At 29.2% G+C, this 20,967-nt stretch carries 20 protein-coding genes; 16 read left to right on the top strand and 4 right to left on the bottom strand.

Features of this window, described 5'->3' with window-relative positions:
* Positions 1–15: 15 nt before the first annotated feature.
* The 4 genes from EAH69_RS08090 to EAH69_RS08075 all read left to right on the top strand — a co-directional run bounded on the left by EAH69_RS08090 (position 16) and on the right by EAH69_RS08075 (position 3,255).
* Positions 16–1,239 carry an MFS transporter gene (locus EAH69_RS08090; protein ID WP_121934691.1) on the top strand — a complete coding sequence of 408 codons (1,224 nt, stop codon included), beginning with the start codon at positions 16–18 and terminating at the stop codon, positions 1,237–1,239.
* 38 nt (positions 1,240–1,277) lie between these two features.
* Positions 1,278–1,844: a cob(I)yrinic acid a,c-diamide adenosyltransferase gene (locus EAH69_RS08085; RefSeq protein ID WP_121934690.1), complete on the top strand. Its 567-nt coding sequence runs from the start codon at positions 1,278–1,280 to the stop codon at positions 1,842–1,844.
* Positions 1,837–2,445 carry a thiamine diphosphokinase gene (locus EAH69_RS08080; protein ID WP_317124736.1) on the top strand — a complete coding sequence of 203 codons (609 nt, stop codon included), beginning with the start codon at positions 1,837–1,839 and terminating at the stop codon, positions 2,443–2,445. Before EAH69_RS08085 ends, EAH69_RS08080 begins: the two co-directional genes overlap by 8 nt.
* A 75-nt stretch (positions 2,446–2,520) precedes the next feature.
* Positions 2,521–3,255, top strand: coding sequence for an SIMPL domain-containing protein (locus tag EAH69_RS08075; protein ID WP_121934688.1), 735 nt, complete (start codon positions 2,521–2,523; stop codon positions 3,253–3,255).
* A gap of 44 nt (positions 3,256–3,299) precedes the next feature.
* On the opposite strand, the gene EAH69_RS08070 is transcribed toward EAH69_RS08075, so the two are convergent.
* Together EAH69_RS08070 and EAH69_RS08065 are read right to left on the bottom strand one after the other, a co-directional pair.
* Positions 3,300–4,841: a CshA/CshB family fibrillar adhesin-related protein gene (locus EAH69_RS08070; RefSeq protein ID WP_121934687.1), complete on the bottom strand. Its 1,542-nt coding sequence runs from the start codon at positions 4,839–4,841 to the stop codon at positions 3,300–3,302.
* Between the two features lies 1 nt (position 4,842).
* Positions 4,843–5,496, bottom strand: coding sequence for a hypothetical protein (locus EAH69_RS08065; protein ID WP_121934686.1), 654 nt, complete (start codon positions 5,494–5,496; stop codon positions 4,843–4,845).
* Between the two features lie 152 nt (positions 5,497–5,648).
* Here EAH69_RS08065 and mnmE point away from each other — a divergent pair, with 152 nt between their 5' ends.
* The 4 genes from mnmE (at position 5,649) to EAH69_RS08040 (ending at position 10,928) form a co-directional block, all read left to right on the top strand.
* Complete coding sequence (gene mnmE, locus EAH69_RS08060; RefSeq protein WP_121934685.1) at positions 5,649–7,046, top strand: tRNA uridine-5-carboxymethylaminomethyl(34) synthesis GTPase MnmE; 1,398 nt, start codon at positions 5,649–5,651, stop codon at positions 7,044–7,046.
* Positions 7,047–7,555: 509 nt separating this feature from the next.
* A complete protein-coding gene (locus EAH69_RS08050; RefSeq protein WP_262602207.1) occupies positions 7,556–7,942 on the top strand; it encodes a DUF6371 domain-containing protein in 387 nt (128 codons plus the stop codon).
* A gap of 115 nt (positions 7,943–8,057) precedes the next feature.
* Complete coding sequence (locus EAH69_RS08045) at positions 8,058–9,533, top strand: competence protein CoiA family protein (protein WP_121934682.1); 1,476 nt, start codon at positions 8,058–8,060, stop codon at positions 9,531–9,533.
* A 33-nt stretch (positions 9,534–9,566) separates the two neighbouring features.
* Positions 9,567–10,928 (top strand): hypothetical protein, encoded by a 1,362-nt coding sequence (locus EAH69_RS08040; RefSeq protein WP_121934681.1) that lies wholly within the window; start codon positions 9,567–9,569, stop codon positions 10,926–10,928.
* 20 nt (positions 10,929–10,948) lie between these two features.
* On the opposite strand, the gene EAH69_RS08035 is transcribed toward EAH69_RS08040, so the two are convergent.
* Together EAH69_RS08035 and EAH69_RS08030 are read right to left on the bottom strand one after the other, a co-directional pair.
* Complete coding sequence (locus tag EAH69_RS08035; RefSeq protein WP_121934680.1) at positions 10,949–11,374, bottom strand: hypothetical protein; 426 nt, start codon at positions 11,372–11,374, stop codon at positions 10,949–10,951.
* Positions 11,375–11,715: 341 nt separating this feature from the next.
* Positions 11,716–12,123, bottom strand: a complete 408-nt coding sequence (locus EAH69_RS08030; protein ID WP_121934679.1) for a helix-turn-helix domain-containing protein — start codon at positions 12,121–12,123, stop codon at positions 11,716–11,718.
* 171 nt (positions 12,124–12,294) lie between these two features.
* On the opposite strand from EAH69_RS08030, the gene EAH69_RS08025 reads away from it, so the two are divergent.
* The 8 genes from EAH69_RS08025 to EAH69_RS07990 all read left to right on the top strand — a co-directional run bounded on the left by EAH69_RS08025 (position 12,295) and on the right by EAH69_RS07990 (position 20,948).
* Positions 12,295–13,887, top strand: a complete 1,593-nt coding sequence (locus EAH69_RS08025; RefSeq protein WP_121934678.1) for a hypothetical protein — start codon at positions 12,295–12,297, stop codon at positions 13,885–13,887.
* 12 nt (positions 13,888–13,899) lie between these two features.
* Positions 13,900–15,462 carry a hypothetical protein gene (locus EAH69_RS08020; RefSeq protein ID WP_121934677.1) on the top strand — a complete coding sequence of 521 codons (1,563 nt, stop codon included), beginning with the start codon at positions 13,900–13,902 and terminating at the stop codon, positions 15,460–15,462.
* Positions 15,463–15,467: 5 nt separating this feature from the next.
* On the top strand, positions 15,468–16,013 hold the full coding sequence (locus EAH69_RS08015; RefSeq protein WP_121934676.1) for a hypothetical protein: 546 nt from the start codon (positions 15,468–15,470) through the stop codon (positions 16,011–16,013).
* Positions 15,997–16,359 carry a hypothetical protein gene (locus EAH69_RS08010; protein WP_147439113.1) on the top strand — a complete coding sequence of 121 codons (363 nt, stop codon included), beginning with the start codon at positions 15,997–15,999 and terminating at the stop codon, positions 16,357–16,359. Before EAH69_RS08015 ends, EAH69_RS08010 begins: the two co-directional genes overlap by 17 nt.
* Before the next feature lie 515 nt (positions 16,360–16,874).
* A complete protein-coding gene (locus EAH69_RS08005) occupies positions 16,875–18,440 on the top strand; it encodes a type I restriction-modification system subunit M (RefSeq protein ID WP_121934674.1) in 1,566 nt (521 codons plus the stop codon).
* Positions 18,430–20,010, top strand: a complete 1,581-nt coding sequence (locus tag EAH69_RS08000; protein ID WP_121934673.1) for a restriction endonuclease subunit S — start codon at positions 18,430–18,432, stop codon at positions 20,008–20,010. The genes EAH69_RS08005 and EAH69_RS08000 overlap by 11 nt, the downstream gene beginning before the upstream one ends.
* 37 nt (positions 20,011–20,047) lie before the next feature.
* Positions 20,048–20,512 carry a DUF6998 domain-containing protein gene (locus EAH69_RS07995; protein WP_121934672.1) on the top strand — a complete coding sequence of 155 codons (465 nt, stop codon included), beginning with the start codon at positions 20,048–20,050 and terminating at the stop codon, positions 20,510–20,512.
* A 94-nt stretch (positions 20,513–20,606) separates the two neighbouring features.
* A complete protein-coding gene (locus tag EAH69_RS07990; protein ID WP_121934671.1) occupies positions 20,607–20,948 on the top strand; it encodes a DUF3024 domain-containing protein in 342 nt (113 codons plus the stop codon).
* Positions 20,949–20,967: the final 19 nt, after the last annotated feature.

The raw sequence follows: 20,967 nt of genomic DNA, 5'->3' as shown, positions 1-20,967 counted from the left end.
CCGGAAATTTAATAAATGAAAAAGATAATTAAAATTTATGTAGATTCTTACTCTGGACTATCAAAAGAATCTTGGATGTTAGCAATCGTGATGCTATTAAACAGAACAGGATCTATGGTTCTTCCATTTTTAGGAATATATTTAACTGATAAATTAGGATTTACTTTAGAGGAATCAGGTATTGTATTAAGCTGTTTCGGTATTGGATCATTACTTGGATCTTTTTTAGGTGGATATTTAACAGATAAATTAGGGAATTTTAAAGTACAGGCGTTAAGTTTAGTGTTAAGCGCTCCTTTATTTGCAATATTACCCCATTTCCAAACCTTAGAATCTGCATCTATAATGATGTTAATTTTAAGTGCGGTAACGATGTTATTTATTCCTGCTAATTCTGTAGCAATTACAAAATATGCAAAAAAAGAAAACATTACACGTGCTTTCTCTTTAAATCGTATGGCTGTTAATTTAGGTTTCTCTTTTGGACCAGCCTTAGGTGGATTTTTATCTACCTATTCTTACGATTTGTTATTTTACGGTAATGCAATTGCTGCATTATTTGCCTCAATCGCATTTATTAAATTCTTTTATAATAGAAAAGAACGAAATGAAGTTGATACTATAGAATCTGAAGAAGTAACGACTAATAAACCTGTAAAAGAACGTAATGCTTATACAGATTGGCAATTTTTATTATTTACAGTTTTTTGTTCAACATTCTGTATTGCCTTTTTCCAAATCTTGAACACATTACCTTTATTTTATAAAGAAGTTGTAAAATTAGATCAGACTGAAATTGGTTTATTAATCGGATTTAGTGGATTTTGCGTTTTCTTATTCGAAATGCTGATTGTACATTGGGCTGAAAAGAAATTTACAATTACAGAAATTTTATTTTACGGATCGATTGTAACTGCTATTAGTTATTCGGTTTTCGGATTTACACATTATTTACTATTTATGTACATGGCCATTTTCTTAATGAGTATTGGCGAAATGTTAGTTTTACCTTTCCTTTCTACTGTTACAGCATTAAGAGCTGGCGTTAAAAACAAAGGTGCTTACATGGGTATTAATGGACTTTCTGGAGCAATAGCATTCATTGTATCTCCTTTTATTGGAACTTATATTGCAACTAAATATAATTTTGATTTGCTTTGGTTCGGAACAGCAATTGTTTTATTAATTACAGCAATTGGATTCAAATTCACAACAAAGCAATTAACCGGTAATAAATAAATTTGATTACTTTTAAAATCATTTAAATTCAAAACCACATGAAAATTTATACTAAAACAGGAGATAAAGGAACTACATCTTTATACGGAGGTACTAAAGTGAGTAAAGACAATATTAGAATAGAAACTTACGGAACAGTTGATGAATTAAATTCATATATCGGATTAATTAGATCGTATGAAATCGATGCTAAATTAGTTGAAGAATTAATTATAATTCAGAAAGATTTATTCAACATTGGTGCTGAATTAGCAACACCTAAGGACAAAATAATGTTAGCTAACGGTACTCCTCGTTTAAAAGTAATGATTAAGGAAGAAGATATTACACAATTAGAAAACTGGATTGATGTAATTGATGCTGAATTAGAAATCATGACGCATTTTATTCTTCCAGGTGGAAATCAAGCTTCATCGCATGCACATGTCGCAAGATGTATTTGTCGTAGAGCCGAAAGATTAATTTTTACTTTAGCTCAGCAAGAAGAAATTAGACCTGAATTAGCAAAATACATCAATCGATTATCTGATTATTTATTTACAGCTGCACGTAAAATTGCAAAAGACAATAATCACGACGAAATAAAATGGATTCCTGGTGAATAAGAAAGTCATTTTATTTTTGAATGGAGAAGTTCCTCACAAGGCTCCTATCCTATCAAATTATCAAAAGATTTATTGTACAGATGGATCATTTCATTACCTAAAAACATTAGGAATTACTCCTGATGTAATAACAGGTGATTTTGATTCAATCAACACAACTATTTTCCCAAACAACGTAAAAATAATTCATACACCAGACCAAAATTATACCGATTTTGAAAAAGCATTACAACTTATTTTAGAACATGGTTTTACATCTGTTGATGTTTTTGGTGCAAGTGGAAAACAACAAGATCATTTTTTAGGAAATTTAAATGCTGCCTATAAATTTAAGAATCAATTATTAATTCATTTTTATGATAATTATTCTACATATAGCTTCATTACAAATCATTTTACTTTAAATAATACTTTAGGTAAAACAATCTCGTTAATTCCGTTTCCAGAAACAAAAAGAATTACAACAAAAGGTTTACAATATCCTTTAAAAAATGAAGATTTAACGTTGATTGATCGAATTGGAACTCGAAATAAAGCAATTGAAGATGAGATAGAAATCACTTATAAATCTGGTGATTTAGTCTTATTTATTATGGATTAATTCTATTAACATTTTATTAAGATTTGGCACGTCATTTGAAATAATAGTATTATAACCAAATACTATTATTTTAAAATGAATAAAACATCTTTGATTGTAGCAGCTATTGCATCAATCGCCTTAATCTCTGCTACTGTAATTATTGGAAATGCTTATAAATATAAGTTTAAAAGCAATAACAATATTAATGTGACAGGAAATGCGTTAAAAGACTTTAATGCAGATTTAGTAAAATGGAGAGCCACTTTTAGCCGAAATAATTTCGATTTAAAAAGCGCATCGGATCAGTTGAAACAAGATCAAAATGTAGTGAGAAATTTCTTAATTTCACAAGGAATTAAAACCAGTGAGATTGTTTTTGAAGCCGTTAATATCACTAAAGATATTCAGTATGGAACGGATGCTAATGGAAATTCAATTAACCATTTTAATGGCTATATTTTATCTCAAGATGTTACCATACAATCGACTGATTTAGATAAGATTGAAAAAGCTTCGAGAGAAATTTCAAATTTAATTAGTCAAGGAATAGAACTCAATTCTTCTAACCCTAATTATTATTACTCGAAATTAGAAGATTTAAAATTAGAATTAATCGCTCAAGCATCTGAAAATGCTAAACAACGAGCTGAAAATATTGCAACCAAAGCTGGTAGCAATTTAGGTAAATTGAAAAAAGCTGATTTAGGAATATTTCAAATTACAGGTAAAAATGATAATGAAGATTATTCTTACGGAGGTTCATTTAATACAACTTCTCGTCAAAAAACAGCTCAAATTACTGTAAAAACAAGTTTCGGAACGAATTAAAATAAAACAACCACTTCTTTTGAAGTGGTTGTTTTTACAATATCTTATTCTCTATCATTATAGACTGGAGTTGCATTTAGTAACATTGGATTTGATACTGCTTGCGATATGATTTGAATTTTATGATCCTCAACCTCACCTCCTAATGTATCTGATGAAGGAACGATTAAATTTGGATCTAAAATCCCATTTTCTGAAACATGATTAAATTCGAATAATCGTAATCGAGAAAATGTAGAAAATGGTTTTCTATTTAGCGGAATTGTCCAAGATAGTTCTACATTTCCATTTGTATTAGCTGCTACCTCTTTGTAAACTCTTTCACCTTGATCAAATTTTCCATTTATATTAAAATCAATCCAACCAGCTAAAACAGCCCTAACATTGGTTTTAACTAGGATTTGCGCTTTAATTGCAGCACCGATTGGGTAATTTGAACCTTCAACTGTTTTATAAGAGAATCTATTGTAAGACGCTGGCCAAGAATCTTCCTCTTTTGTTAAAACTGTTCGAACATTATTTTGATCATAATCATAATCATCACCTAATGCATCTTCCGAATAAACTGGTCTTGGATTAGGGTCAGGACCTAAAGTACCCATAAAATTATTTGAGGGTTTAATTAATGCACCTGAATTAAATGTAGTAGATTTCCCAATATTAGTTTGGTCAACAACAACTCCTAAATTATCAGGAATAGTTTCCATATTTTCAATAAAATGAATAGGAGAACCATAACTTATAGGAGCATCACCAAAATCTGCATAAGAAGCCAATAGACCAATTGCAATTGCAGTTGTACCACCACCTTTAAACTCTGATTTGTAATTTACTTTATACTGATTATCACGACTAGCATATGCATCTTCATTGAATTTCAGCATTGCAATAGCAGCTATTCTTTTATCTTCTCCATAACCCATTGTTATTTTACTTTCACCATTAGGAACATTATCAATTTTTACATCTTCTTTTTTAACATTGTAATTATATTTTGAATTTGTAAGATTTATAAATTCAATAATATTCCATTTTCCTTTTGCTGAAAGATTAAAGTATTCTACAGAATTTGCAGATTCTGCATCGGCAAAAATTAACCCATTAATTTTAATAGGTTCATCTACATATTGCTTACCAATTGCTTCTCTTGAACGAATAAATGCAAAAGATTCAAATTGAATATTTGATAAATTCTTATCATTAGTACTTCTTAGAATATGAAACATACTATTATCAGCATTAGTATAACTTTCATCCATTATACTATATATCGGATTAATCTTGTCAGAAGAGACTTTACTTACATCTAATATTCTAGTTTTTAAACAAATAAACTTATTATCATTAATCTTAATCTCTGCGTTTGTGTAATCTGAGTTAGATAATATGCGACTTGATCCTTTTGTATCAGTTGGATTAATCGCTCCCCAATTTAGCCATAGTATTTCATTCTTATACTTTCCTGAACCATGCGTTGCAAATGTAGAAATAACAGGCTCTTGACGAACACCATTTATATCAGAAAAACATTGAGCTAAATTAAAAATTGGAGTTAAAATTCCTAATAAAAATAAAATTTTTCTCATTTTATTTTACGGCAAAAATTATATTCATAAATGATCCAATAAAAACATCAGCATTCTCTTTAATTTGATAAGTCAAAACTCCGTTATTAGAAACTCTAACATTTGTAAAAACCGATTCATCATACCAAGTAATGTAATAATCCAATTGGTTTACTTTATAAATTGGTAAAGTAGTCGATGCTGTTGGATTTTTTACCATCGCATTCGTAAATTGGGATTTATAAATTGAATACAAATCAATAGTACCAAAAGTATTTCCTGGATTTACTTGATCAGCAGAAGTGGGAATAATAATTGAAGGCATATAAAAGAACTGTTGATCTTTAGTCGATGTCATTCTCACCCAACGATCAGTTTCCCAATAATAATAACCTGGAGTTACATTTGTATATTCGTTAACACCTAAAATGTTTGACGTATTAGTATTATATAATAATAAACTATTTTCATAGTTAGAAATACTAGAATTATCAACATTCGTAAGAGTTGATCGATCAAAGATATTAGTCAGAGCTACTCTTGGGATTAATATACCTTTATCAGTGGAATCTACATCTAATAAAGTGTATTGTTTAGGCGTATTTGTATTAATTCCAACCTGAGCAAATAAACTAGTAAGGCTTAGTAAAAAGGCAGTAGTAAAAAGTTTTTTCATTATATTAATTTAAAAAACATAACTTTTTTCACACGTTTATATTGTTAGCTAATTCAAATGTATGTCATTATTTAATAAATACAACTATATTATACTTATTATTTATTAAGACTGATTGGTTTTACTCTAATTGAATTTTGTATTTTTGTACTATGATTAATAACGATACAATTTGCGCATTAGCTACAGCGAACGGAATGGGTGCCATTGCCGTTATACGTGTTTCTGGACCAGATGCTATCACGAAAGTAGCTCAGATTTATCAATCAAAATTCAATAAAAATAAATCTTTAAATGATGCTGAATCTCATACAATTCACTTAGGATATCTAATGGATGGTGATACAATTATTGATGAGGCATTATTCTCTATATTCAAAAATCCACATTCATATACTGGTGAAGATGTTGTTGAGATTTCAACACACGGATCGATTTATATACAACAAAAAGTATTAGAACTTTTAAATAAAATCGGAATCCGAAATGCGAATCCTGGTGAATATACTTTCCGTGCATTTTGGAATGGTAAAATGGATTTAACTCAAGCCGAAGCTGTTGCAGATTTAATTGCTTCAGATTCTAAAGCGTCACACGAAATTGCTATTAAGCAGATGCGTGGTGGTTTTTCTAACCAAATTAAAGATTTACGCGATCAAATGATCAATTTTGCTGCTTTAATGGAATTAGAATTAGATTTTTCTGAAGAAGATGTTGAATTTGCAGATCGTACACAATTCTATGCTTTATTAAATCAATTACAATCTATCTTAAAACGATTAGCTGATTCGTTTGCTTTTGGTAATGTAATTAAAAATGGTGTACCTGTTGCAATTGTTGGAGCTCCAAATGCTGGTAAATCGACTTTATTAAACGCCTTATTGAACGAAGAACGTGCCATTGTTTCTGATATTGAAGGAACAACTCGTGATACCATCGAAGAAACAATTTACATTGATGGTGTAGGTTTCCGCTTTATAGATACAGCTGGAATACGTGAAGCTGGAGATACAATTGAACAAATTGGTATTGAAAAGACTTTTGAAAAGATAAATGATGCATCTATTGTTATTTACTTATACGATTCAAATATCACAGAAGAAAATCAAATTGCACAGCAATTAGATGAACTACAAGGAAAAGATAAAATCGTTTTTAATGTAGCCAACAAAATTGATGTTACAAATAATGAATCTGTGATTTCTGAGGCAATTAAACAAGAGTTTAAAGATATTGTTCACTTAGAAATTTCTGCTAAAGATCAATACAATATTGAAGCTTTAAAAGAACAATTGGTTTATCAAATGAAATTAAAAGGATCGAACCAAGACGATACAATTGTAACAAATTCTCGTCACTTAGAAGCATTACAAAACACATTAATCCAAATTGGTAAAATCAAACAAGGTATGGACGTGGGACTTCCTGGAGATTTATTAGCGATGGATATCCGTGAAGCCTTAACTTATTTAGGGCATATTACAGGAGAAATTGATGTTGACCAAGATATTTTAGGAACTATCTTCGGGAAGTTCTGTATCGGGAAGTAACCACATCAAACTAAACAATAACAAAACAATAACAAAACCTCTTAAAGCATTGATTTTAGGAGGTTTTCTTCTTTTACAAACTTACGTTTTATTTATATCCTTTTATATATATTTTGATATTTCTTGTACCTTTCTTGTAGCTTTTATACTTTAATAAGGCAAAAAATAAGCTGAAAATCAAATTTTTAGCGAGATAAAGTCCCTTAATTACTCTTAATACTTCTAATGTTATTTTATTAACTCTAAATAATTGGATAGATGAGTGAAGCAAATATTAAGATTCTTAAACAATGTTTGAATTGTGGAAATATGTTCGAAGCACATAAAACCACAACAAAATATTGTACGCATAAATGCAATAGCCAACACTATAAATTAAGAAAGAGATTAGAACAGAAATCCGAAATTGAGCAAGCTCCTATTCTTAATACGAAGTTCAAATCTGTAACTAAACAATTACCTTCTTGGCTCAATGATTACAACACGAATGATAAAAAGATAGAGCACATATAGTAAGCAAGTACAAAAACAACCCAATTGCAATTGTAGAAGCTCCTAAAACTGCTTTAATCTGTACTTTGTATTATGGTTTTCCTGATAATCCATTCAATACAATTTGGCTTTCTGCAACCATGTTAAACGGATTGAGTGAAGATAAATTTAAGGCTATCCAAAACAGAAAAGTTACGTTATATCCTGACTTATCCAAAGATAAAATTGCCTATAACGAATGGAACAAGAAAGCTGAATTATTAAGAAAATTATATCCTAATATTCAGATTAGTGTTTCTGATTATTTAGAGAAAGTTGCCACAACTGAACAACGTAATAAAGGGTATGATTTAGCTGATTTTCTAATCAATCACAATTGGCAATTGTTCAGAAATCATAATTAATGTAGTAAATGTTTTTTATGTAGCATTTAATAAAACTTTTAAACCCTCATTTATTTGAGGGTTTATTGTTATTTATAATAAATAAATGCTTTAATTTATTAAAAAACTAACTAAAATGAAATTTGCATTAGATGAAAATAAAAGAAGAATAAAACCAACAAAATCAGGACAAAAAGCTTTTTGCCCATTATGCGATGGATTAGTAATTGGCAAATGTGGTGAAATCTATGAATGGCATTGGCAACATAAAGGTTTTAGAGATTGTGATTCGTGGAATGAAACAGAAACAGAATGGCATCTAAATTGGAAATCAAAATTTCCTGAAAATTGGCAAGAAATAATAATAGAAAATGATAATGAAAAACACATAGCTGATATAAAAACAAAAAAAGGACTTGTTATTGAATTTCAAAACTCTAATATTTCTTCTTCTACTATAAAAATAAGAGAAAATTTTTATCAAGATATGATTTGGGTTGTTAACGCTATTGGATTTAAGAATAACTTAAAATGTAAAAGTCTAGTTTCTACAAATTTGAAAGAACTTGGAATCAACCAAAATCAACTTCTTAACTCTGTCAATGAATTATATACTAGAGAACTTAAAACATTATCAGAAGAATATAAGGAGATTTCAGAAGATGTAGATAATCTATTAGATAAAGTAAAGCTTAAACAGAATAAAGTAAATAGATTAAAAGAAAGAGAGGTTAATTTTATAGAATTTTCAGACTCCATTATTAAAAAATGGATAAAAGATGCATACATTGATGATTATGAAACAGACGAAATTAGACGAAAAATAGACTTAGTAGATAAAACTAATTTAAAAAATATAAGAAATAATATACATAAACTACAAGATATTATTTTAAAAAACGAAGAAAAACTAAAAGCAATAAATAATCTTGAAAACTATGATTTAGAAGGAATAATTTATAAAATAGTCCCATATAATAAAATATCTTCTACTAGTTTCTATAAAACTATTGCCATTCTAAAAGAAAGTAAAAATTCACTTTTCCCTAAAATAATACAATTTAAAAATGAAATGGAGTTTAAAAGAATTTCTTCTAAAATTGAGCAGTATGAATTCGCAATAAACTTAACGATTTATACCGATGAATTACAGAAAGATACAGAGATTAACAACCAAAAAATCATCTTTTTTGAGAATTCATTTTCTATTTTAAAAGATAAAATAAGTAATGAACTATATCTAAATCTTAAAAATTTAATTAAAGAAATTACTAAAGAAATAAACGATATAAAAATAATTATAAGTAATCTAAAAGATAAACTAAAGAATTTAGAAGATGAAAAACTTCAAATCTTTAAAAATCAAAAAATAGAACAAGATAAGAGTTATAAAAAATTAGAAAAAGACTATATAGATAAGAAATTCCAAATAATGAAGGATTATAAAGGTATATATAAATTCCATTGGAAGAATGAGAGAAAGAGCTGGAAGGAATCTAATTGCACTATCTATTTTGATATAGGGGAATCATATTTACTTAAAAGAATTGATGAGGATAGATTGAAGAAAATTGAAATAAAAGATTTTATGAATTTTCACTTAGGCAATTAGCTATATGCTATACATTTAACTTTATATAAACATATGAATAAAGAAAAACTTATTGAAATATCTTATTTAAACAAATACAATATTGATTTAAAATCAATACATCAAAGAAGTATTGTTAAGTCAAATTTTGAATTAAATCAACGCCAAATAGATTATAATAAAGAAAATATTCATAGGCTAAATAAAATAATATTTGATGATGGTATAAGCTCTTCTTTTGAAGTTATAGTTCATAATAATTTATTGTATCTGTTAGGTGATAAATCTTGTTATCCTTGTGGAAATATTATTCATAGTAGTTCTGATACATTTTGGGTGCCAGTTTATATCTTGCCTAACAATAATAAAATATTAATTACACAAGATGTATTAAATTCCTCAGTTTTATATTTTTTATCGTCTTACGACTATATAAATCAAATAGAAACAACTTTATTTAATACTTACATTACTGACTATTTATATTCATTTTCAGATAATATATGGTGTGGAAGAACTGAAATTAGAGGAATAATAACTTGTTATAATAATATTACACCGACTGAAAAATTCAATCTTTTGAAACATTATAAATTATTAAGTCCATTTGAATTTATTATCGGCTATTATATATTTCAATATAAAATAACAAATCAAGATATTTTAGATTGTCTAATAAACTTCAGAAAAAAAACATTTATTAATACGAAGTTTTATCAATTTGCAAAAAGCACCAATGAAATAATTGATATTACCTATTTAGAACAATATTCAGAATTATTTGATGACAATGATATTCGAAGATTTTATATACTCGACTACATTGAAAATAATGTATTTTTAGATAATATACTTGAATTAGATATAAATGATTTATTAGGAATTGATATTCATACAAGATATAAAAATATTGAAGATGAATTCGATTATAACTATCCTAAGAATAAACACAATGAAACTTTAAATTCATTCAATTTAACACAAAATGTAAAAAAAGAATTTGAACAACTATTTATCAATAATTTAAAAGAAATTGAAAAATATCTTCGCAATACAAAAGGATTTAAAGACATAGGAAGTTATTATAAAGAAACTATTGTATATAACTTTTTTAAAGAAAATTTACTTGGATATAATATTATCAGTCAATATTCACCAAAATGGTTAGGTAGACAAAGATTTGACGTTTATATTAAAGAATTAAATATAGCTATTGAATACAATGGTAAACAACATTACGAATCTATTAGTTTCTTTGGTGGTGATGAAGGTCTTAAACAAAATCAAATAAGAGACTTAGAAAAACAAAAAAAATGTTTTGAAAATAATTGTAAACTTTACATTATTAATTATGATGAAGATTTAAGTCTAAAGCTTAACAATATTCTAACTGAAATAAAAAACCTCAACTATTAATTTAGTTGAGGTTTTAATATTTATAACTTACATTCAGAATAATCAATATTGAATTTGTATTCTTTATCTGATACTTTTTCAACTGAATTATTGTGCTTATGGTCTGGTTTATAAGAAGCCCCTGAAGCTAAATCAACAATAATTCCAGGTAATCCCCATGAAATAACACTTAAAATAAAGTTTTCAGTTCTAAATGTTTTTTCAAAATTTTGTGATTTTGGTTCACAACCATCTTGCTTCACTTCAATCTTTAAATCTTTGTTTCTTTTAAATGATTTAGAAACTTCCCCTTCTCCAATTTTTTCTCCATTTGCATAGATTTGAGCATTTGGATGTTCAGCAACTTTAATATTTGCATCATAATGGCTACCTCCAAACATTACTCCACAACTACTTAAAGAGAATGTAAAAGTTATTAAACCTGCTAATAGAACAGCTTTTTTCATAATTGTACTTTATCGTATTTAGTAGGTTGCAAACATATTGATTTTTGTGTTATATACTATAATTTATTTATGATTTATTAATTTTAACACTTTCAGTGAAACATCATATATTTATATCAATACTAGTCCAGTCATACTACTGCCATTATCCTGCCTTTATCTTGCCTTTATCCAGCGTTTAAAAACCAAAGCTACTAATGATTGTAATAACATTTAAATACTTTATACATAAGCATAGAAAGTACATTAACTTTATTTTGAATATAAAAACAAAAAAATCGACTATTAATTCATAGCCGATTTTTTTACTTATATAATATAGTGTGTTTTTATAACAAAATTTATTTTTTTAATAATTGCTCTATATAAGTTAATTTTTCCTTTTCAGCAGCTAACAGACGCTCGTACAATTTCTTGTTTTCTTCGTATGCCTCAACCAATTTATCTAAAGGGTTGAAGGTTGGATTGTATAAATTTTTCACAGCAGATGAATCATTATAAAAAGTATTATTAGAAATAATATTAATCATACGTTCATCCGAATATTCTTTAATGGCTTGTGTAGGCACTTCAAGGGCTTTCGCAATATCGTCAAGTTTCACATCTTCCAAATCAGCTGTGTTTTCAAGTACCGACATTTTTTGTTGACTAATACCTAACAGTTCAGCTAAAGTTTCTTGTTTCATTCCCTTCATTTCTCGTATGCGACTGATGTTGCGTCCTAAATGTTTTTTTTGTGTCGTTACCATAAGCCAAAATTATATATACTCAAATATAGGCTATTTTCTTAAAATATTCCCTAAATATTTTCTCTAAAAATGTTATTTACCACCTATTCGTGGTACGTTACTTCATTTTATGGTTCGATACCTCGTTATAATTAATCAATTTTGAAGTATTCATTTTTTAAATTATTGATTATGATAGATTTAAACAAAACAAACCTACCAAAAGACTTGGCTATTCCTGTTCAAAATTTTATAAGCAATGCGGTTTGTCGTGTCGAACTATTGTTGGTGTTTTATACAGCTGTGGGTCACAGTAAACTAAAAATAATAACCTTAGTTGTAGATAAACAAAACTATGATGCTTTAGTTGATGAGTTACAATCACAAGTAAATGCCTTACATGCTTTGGAAAAGTACGATACTTTGATAACGATAAATTATCATTCCGTTTCATCAAACGATTCACATTTCCATTTTAGTTATTTGCAATTACATCTACAGCCTTGCTATGTTATTTACAGCAATCATTTAAAGAGGTGGAACAGTTTATTCCAAAATATTTACACTACGGATAAACAAAAGGCGAAAATACATTACCAAAAATACACTAAGGAAGTTGAGAATAAGGTACATGAGGCTATTTCTATGTTTGTAGCTCCATTAGTCAAACAGCAACTTTACGAAGCGGCACATTTAGCATTGTTTGAAGTCTTTTCTTATTACTTTGATTTGTTAAAAAATATGTTGCTCCCAAGTTCCCTCCATCACAAGTATAACGAGCAAGAATTTATTTTATTTATAGATGCGTATTATCATGTGTTTTCAAAAATCGTCTATAAAATCTCTAAAATTAAAGAGGTTTCATTTATCGATCAATCGCAATATATACTGGGAGAAACTCCCAAAAGTATTTTCGATAAAACAATGAAAAGCGCATTAGAAATCCTAACGCATGGATTTAAACGAACGAATATCTTTTACACGAAACGAATCGATGCACAACTACCAGATCGTTTAAATGAAAAAACGCTATTAAAAAATCTCGTTACTTTTTTAATCCGTACCTATAAAATAGATTCGATTTATCTATTAAGTACAGAAAAAATAAATGACTCGAATGGTACCCATAATTATAAGTTTAATCTGCTTATCATTGCTCCAACACTTCGTATTCAACAACACGATGCACTTGTTCAAAAAGTTTCTAATCATTTCAAAGGGAAGGTAGAAGTATTATGTTTAATTCATACGTTGGAATGGCTTCAAAAAAATGAAGAAACCTTTCAGCATTTTATCAATAAATACATATTACATCAAAATGTTTTGTTTATGAAAAGTAACTTAGTACTAAATAAAAAGCATTGTGAAACTACTAACACCAAACAATTACAAGAAAAGTATTGGACAGAACGTTTAGCCTATATTTCGCCTTGGTTTACTGCTTTTCAACAACAAAATTTAGTCTACCAAAACGGACATATTTTACTTCTTAAAAACATCTTGCAACAGTTAATCCTTGGAATTTTATATCAAAAGTTACAATACATTCCTGCTATTTACAGTAGCAGATATTTGATGCAATTATTCCAATCCCTGTTACCTGAAATCTACAATAAATGTATTGATTCTATTGAAGTTCAAACCATACTTCATTTGTTGAGCACACCGATAGATTTCCTTCCTAATATCAATCCAAAAGAACAAAATATTGATCAGCTTACTTGTGCAAAAACTTTAGGTCTGTGCGAAAAGCTGTTTAATGAAATACAGCTTGCGAACAATTAAAAGTATAGAATTATGAATATTCAAGAAAAAGAATTCAGTAAAACAGTTCATTTACCTGATGAATTGAACTGTAAATTAGAAGAAAGTATTCGTACTCATGAAATTCAATGCATTTGGTTTGATAAAACCGCTCGTACGGACTATCACATTTTATGGTTAAAAGTAAAAGATAAAAAAGAAATTGAAAAATCATTTTCAGTCGATTTCCAAAACGCTATTTTAAGAGAAAATCAAATTTCAATGGTCTTTCTTGACAATAAAGATTTTGAATATTCACAGCGTTTTGACGATTTCATACTTGCTCATTTACTTCATGAGGATAATTGTTTGTACAGTACTGAAAAAATAACCCTCTATACGTATTTAAATGAGACCTATTACATGAAATTAAAAAATAGTTATGAAGAAAAAAATAAGCTATTAAATAAGATAAGTACAGAATTTATAAAAGAAAAATTACAAGGCGCATGGCAATTTATCATAAAAGCGTTTGCAAATGATATTACGTATTTAGAACTCATGCTTTACGGAACTTCATTTGAAAGTAAAACAATAACCCAACGCTTGTTGATTTTAGAGCGTTTTATTCCAGAAGTAAAAAAACTATTGGTTAAAAAAGATGAACAAACTTACTTTTTAATTGATTATATCATTCATGATGATGATTCAGGTTATTACGACGATTTTGGAAAAAGTCTTCAAAAGATTCAGAAATTATTCTATAAGTTAGTGCATCAAAATATCTCACAATATACGGAGAAATATAATGGTTGTCGCATACTAAGCGTTGAAAAGAAAAATGAGGTTTTTAATCATGAATTAATGCATCATGAAGCTTTAAATCAATTGAAAAAGTTTGATGAGGTGGAAGAAATATTTGTTTTTCATCAAATCACAACTTTTGGTAATAATGGACTGCACGAACATCTTTATGTATTTGTTGTAATTAAACAGAAAGTAACAGAAGAACTAAAAACCTATTTGCAACACATAGAACATAATCCCATTGAAGATGTTTGTTTAACTAGTATTTGCTATACACGCTATCAAATTCAATGTAAACTTTATAAATATCAATGTTTTTTTAAAAAGGCAATGAAATCCAAGAACAAAATTTTCAGCACTGGTTATTATCCTAAAATTCATTGGTACGATGAAGAAATCTGTTCTATAGATGATTTAAAAGGATTATACGAATTGAATTTGTGTCATTATGAATACAAGATTAAACCGATATTAGAAAGTAAAAACACTAGAAAATACATTTCCAACAAAATGTTAGTTGATTTTTTAGTGAATCATTTCAAAACATTTATTTATAGTGAAATCATTTACAAACCACAATCAAAAAACCTCATAACACTTTGGAATTTAATAATTTTTGCAAACAGTGCATTACTTGAACAATTTTCTACTACCGAAATAAATCAGCTTAGTTCCTTATTTAAAAATTTACAAAATGAATTTATAAAAGAAGGTCAATTACTATTAGATGAATCCATTTGTACCTTGATTGATCAATTAGTTACTACACTATTTTCACATCTCCAATTTTCAAACGAATTTAAAAATTAGATCTCATGAAAAAAGAAAAAATCTCATTGGCAGCAGCGTCTTGGTGTAATAGGAAAATTCAAAATCCCTATGAACTAATTCAAGCAATTTTTGAATTTAAATCGCTCACAACGATTAAAACAAATTTCAATCAAATCTTAAAATATGCATTTGATAAAAAATTTGAAATCTATACAAGTCCAATTGAATCATTAAAAATTTTAAATGTATTGAAATCATTGACTCGAGCAAGTTTTAAAATTTTAAGGAATATTGATCAATATGAACGTAAAAGTGAATCTAATGCAGTATTACATTCGAAGTATTTAGTCTATGCATCTGGATTAACTTATGTGCATTATCTCAATCCATACTTACTAATCAAAGAAGTTTTTAAAGAGCAAACCCTTTCCCAAATAGAGTTTGATCTACAAGATATCTTGGAACATGCCTTAGGTAATGCTTCAAGTAGCCCATCAGAAGATGTTTGTATTTCATTTATCAATATCAATAGGTTGTTAGATGCTTGCTGGTTAATTTTTAAACGTGAAATTTATGATGAAGATGTTTGAATTAACTTTAGATTCCTATTATTGGACGAAAGATCAGGTTGAATGCCCGTATGAACTTTTAGTTTTACTAAAAGAACAAGCAGGTATGGAATATTTTCATCAACAATTAGATCATTATTGTTTGTATTCCATAAGTTATGTCATGTATGATAAAAGAAGAGTTACAGAGGTTATATATGATACCATTGTTATTCAATCTATTATAAAAATAGGATATAAAATTTTTCTAAATCCAGAAGAATTTAAAAGAATGAATCTTAGCAAATATCAATTCTCTGAAAAACGGTTGCAAGAAGTGAATTATTTAGATCTAAATGAGATTGAAAATCCCTATATCGTTTTCTAAAATATTTTTAAAAAGCATCGATTTGAAAAGGTTAGTAAATCATTTCTTAATCTAATACTTGCCGCAATGGCTGATGACACTTATGGAAAAGACTTTGTTTGCAGTGTATCAATCCTTGATTATCATAAATTACTTGAAGCTTGTGAACTTATACATGAAATAACTTCAAAATATGATAGATGATATTTAACACCAAAATTCCATATTCCTTCATAAATTTTGCTTCAAATCCATTCATTTAAGCCTCCAACTTCGGAGGCTTTACTAATTTTATGTATAATGTAGCATCATTAACTAGTAGATTAAAAAACTACTAATCTATAATCAATTGCTCCTCTCCTATTCTATCTCTTTGTTATACATTTATTATCCAAACGACTTGTTTTGACGTTGTGAATATTTATGTTTGTTATTATCATTACAAATAGGTTTAATAGGAAGTAATTATCTTTTGTTATGATTTTATTAGCAATAAAACGATTAGTATATTTACAACTTAAGTACAGAATAACAATATGGCAAAAAAAGTACAAACTAAAAGTACAGAAGAAATCCTTTGGGATGCAGCAAATAAATTACGTGGTTCAATTGAACCATCCGAATATAAACACGTGGTGTTGAGTTTAATCTTCTTGAAATTTGCAAGTGATAAATTCATCAAACGTAGAGAAGAATTGATTGCAGAAGGAAAAGAGGCCTTCTTAGAAATACCAGAATTTTATCAGGCAGAAAATGTATTCTATTTACCAGAGGAATCGCGTTGGGATTACATTATTGAGAATGCCAAACAAGAAGATATTACGCTAAAAGTAGATACCGCACTTAAAACGATTGAACGTACTAACAAATCATTAGAAGGTGCATTACCTGATAACTATTTTTCTCGATTGGGATTGGATCAATCTAAGTTTTCGGCTTTATTGGATACCATCAACAACATCGATACGCTTCGTGATGAAGCACAAGATATTGTGGGGCGTGTGTACGAATACTTCTTGAGCAAGTTTGCCATTGCCGAAGGAAAAGGGAAAGGAGAATTCTATACGCCAAAATCAATTGTAAACTTGATTGCCGAAATGATTGAACCTTATAAAGGAAAGATCTATGATCCTTCTTGTGGTTCGGGTGGTATGTTTGTGCAGTCGTTGAAGTTTATTGAAAAGCACCAAGGAAACAAAAAAGACATTTCCATTTACGGACAAGAATTAACGAATACTACGTTTAAACTGGCTAAAATGAACTTAGCTATTCGTGGGATTTCAGCCAATTTAGGAAACAAAGCGGCCGATACGTTTGGTGACGACCAGCACAAAGAATTGAAAGCCGATTACATCATGGCAAATCCTCCGTTCAACTTAAAAGATTGGCGCGCTGAAAACGAATTAACAGACGATCCACGTTGGACTGGTTACGAAGTTCCTCCAAAATCCAATGCCAATTATGCGTGGATTTTGAACATGATTTCGAAACTTTCGCAAAACGGTGTGGCTGGTTTTATCTTAGCCAATGGCGCCCTTTCGGGTGGTGGTGAAGAATACAAAATCCGCAAACAAATTATAGAAAACGACTTGGTAGAAGCGATTGTGATTCTACCTCGTAATATGTTTTATTCTACAGATATTTCGGTAACGCTTTGGATATTGAATCGTAATAAAACAGAACGCACTGAAGTAAGGGCGAATTGCGATTCGCCCCGACAGTACCGTAACCGCGAAGGTGAAGTGTTGTTTATGGATTTACGCCAAAAAGGAGAACCGTTTGAAAAGAAATTCATTCAGTTTTCCGAACAAGATATTGAGCAAATTGCAGCAACCTATCATAACTGGCAACAGAAAGATGTGGCAACGACTTATACGAACGAACCAGAATATTGCTATAGTGCAACCTTAGAAGAGATTCGTAAAAAAGATTATTCGTTGGTGCCAAGTAAATACATTGAGTTTGTAAACCGTGACGAAAACATCGATTACGATACCCAAATGCAAGCCTTGCAAACCGAATTGAAAGACTTGTTTCAGCAAGAAGAAGCTTTGAAACAAGAAGTAACTAACGTATTTAAATCGTTGGGCTATGAGTTATAAAAAGTTGGGTAATTATATTCAACAAGTAAATAATCGTAACAGAGATTTACAAGTTGATACATTGCTTGGTGTAAGTATTACTAAAAAATTGATTCCTTCCATTGCTAATACTGTTGGAACGGATATGTCTACGTATAAGATTATTGAAAAGGGGCAATTCGCATACGGAACCATTACATCTAGAAATGGAGATAAAATATCTATTGCATTAGCTGATGAATATGAAAAGGCTTTGGTTTCTCAAATCTATATTGTTTTTGAAGTAATAGATAAAAATGAATTGCTACCTGAATATCTGATGATGTGGTTTTCTCGACCAGAATTTGATCGTTATGCACGTTATCACTCGCATGGAAGTACAAGAGAATCTTTTGATTGGGAAGAATTATGTGAAGTAGAATTACCTGTTCCATCCATCGAGAAACAACGCGAAATTGTAGCGCAATACCAAGCGATAGAAAACAAAATAAAAGTCAACGAACAAATCTGCGAGAAGTTGGAAGCTACTGCTCAGACCTTGTACAAGCAATGGTTTGTCGATTTTGAGTTTCCCTGCCTTCCTTCGGGCTATCGTCCTCACGGGCAGGTAAACCAAAATCTGCCAATCGATGAATATATTACTAAGATAGGAAGTGTTTGTACATATAGCAAGGTGGGTGGTTTACCCGTTTCAGATGGCAAAACTTGGTTTGTATATCTTATCTTATGTGAGAACGATTCTGTTTATAAAGGAATGACGAATGATTTATACCGTAGGTTTTACGAACACTATATGGGAGAAGGTGCTGAATGGACAAAACTTAATAAACCTTTAAAAGTTATTCATTGGGAAAGTTTTGCAACAAAGGAAGAAGCTGTAAAAAGAGAAAAAGATTTAAAAACAGGCTATGGTAGAACTTGGATAAGCAGGCAAATTGAAAAAGCAGGCGGAATCACTCAACTAAAAACCAGTTTACCTGCCCCGCAAACGGAGTTAAGGACGGCAGGGAAAATGGTTTTCAATGAAGAATTAGAAAAGGAAATTCCTGAGGGTTGGGAGGTGAAGAGTTTATCAGATATTTCTAAGATTACAATGGGACAATCTCCAGAAGGAGAAAATTATAATGATAAAGGTAATGGTAAAATATTTTATCAAGGAAGAACTGATTTTGGTTTTAGAATTCCTGAAGTTAGAATATTTACAACTTTATCAAAGAAAAATGCAAAGAAAGGAGATGTTTTAATGTCTGTAAGAGCACCAGTAGGTGATTTAAATATTGCTGATAGTGATTGTAGTATCGGACGTGGTATTGCTGCACTTTCTTCAAAAGAATCATCATATTTATTTTACTTAATGAAAAGCTTTAAATCTCATTTTGAATTAAGTGATGGTACTGGAACTATATTTAGTTCTATAAATAAAGATGAATTGTTTAATCTAAAAGTGATTTACAACGAGAATTATAGCAAAGATTTTCATGAGAAAATGAATCACATTGATGATGAAATTATATTAATATCAAAACAAAACCAAAAACTCACTCAACTTCAATCGCTGTTGTTAAGTCGTTTGGCTACGTTGGAGGGGTAATTATGAATAATAAACGACTTAAAATTTATTAAAACTTATGAAAGATGAATTAGAGCAATTTTTTATAGCCATAGAAAAGTTACAACAAAAATATAGCCATCATAACAAGAAATTTACTTTAGATGGTAAGCTTGTAGGTGATATCGGTGAAGTTTTAGCCGCAGAATATTATGGTATTACCCTACATAAAGATAATAAAGCGGTATATGATGGTTTTCTTACCAGTGACTCAACTAAGGAAGTTCAAATTAAATCTTCATTCAACAACTATTTCTATTTTCCAAAGGACTTAACAAAAATGCCTGACTACTTTATTGCCATTAATATAAATAAGGATGGGACTTTTGAAGAAATTTTTAATGGACGTGGTGATATAATTTATAAACATTTGTTGTCTCACTTACCAACTGAAAGGAAGTATCCTTATCGATTATCTTTAAATAAATTGAAGGAGTTAAATTTATCGGACTTTAATATTGATAGAATAAATAGAATAGCATAATCAAAAACTCACACAACTTTAATCGTTGTTGTTAAGTCGCTTGGCAACGTTGGAGGGGTAAAGAAAAACTAAACTACTATAAAAATCAACACAAATGGGAAAAGAAATTAGTATTAGCGAAGCATATATTAAACAATTTGTAGAAGGCTTACGACCAGAAGATCACGAGATACGCAAACAATTAGATTTTGGGTATTCTTGGGAAAAGAATACTGCCATTTTATATACGATTCGTCCATTTTGGAATAATCCGAATGAGTTAATTCAGTCCAATTTTGCAAAAATTCGCTATACAAAAACCACAAATGAATGGAAACTGTATTGGATGCGTGCTTCTGGCAAATGGGAGTTGTACGATCCACACCCAATTGCTGATCATTTACAAGATTTATTAGCGATTATAAAAGAAGATCAGTTCCATTGCTTCTTTGGGTAAAAATACAAAACACTCCCAA

It is taken from the genome of Faecalibacter macacae (assembly GCF_003687725.1).
Lineage (GTDB): Bacteria > Bacteroidota > Bacteroidia > Flavobacteriales > Weeksellaceae > Empedobacter > Empedobacter macacae.
Note: the sequence above shows the minus strand (reverse complement) of the source record. Positions and strands in the feature narration are given on the sequence as shown.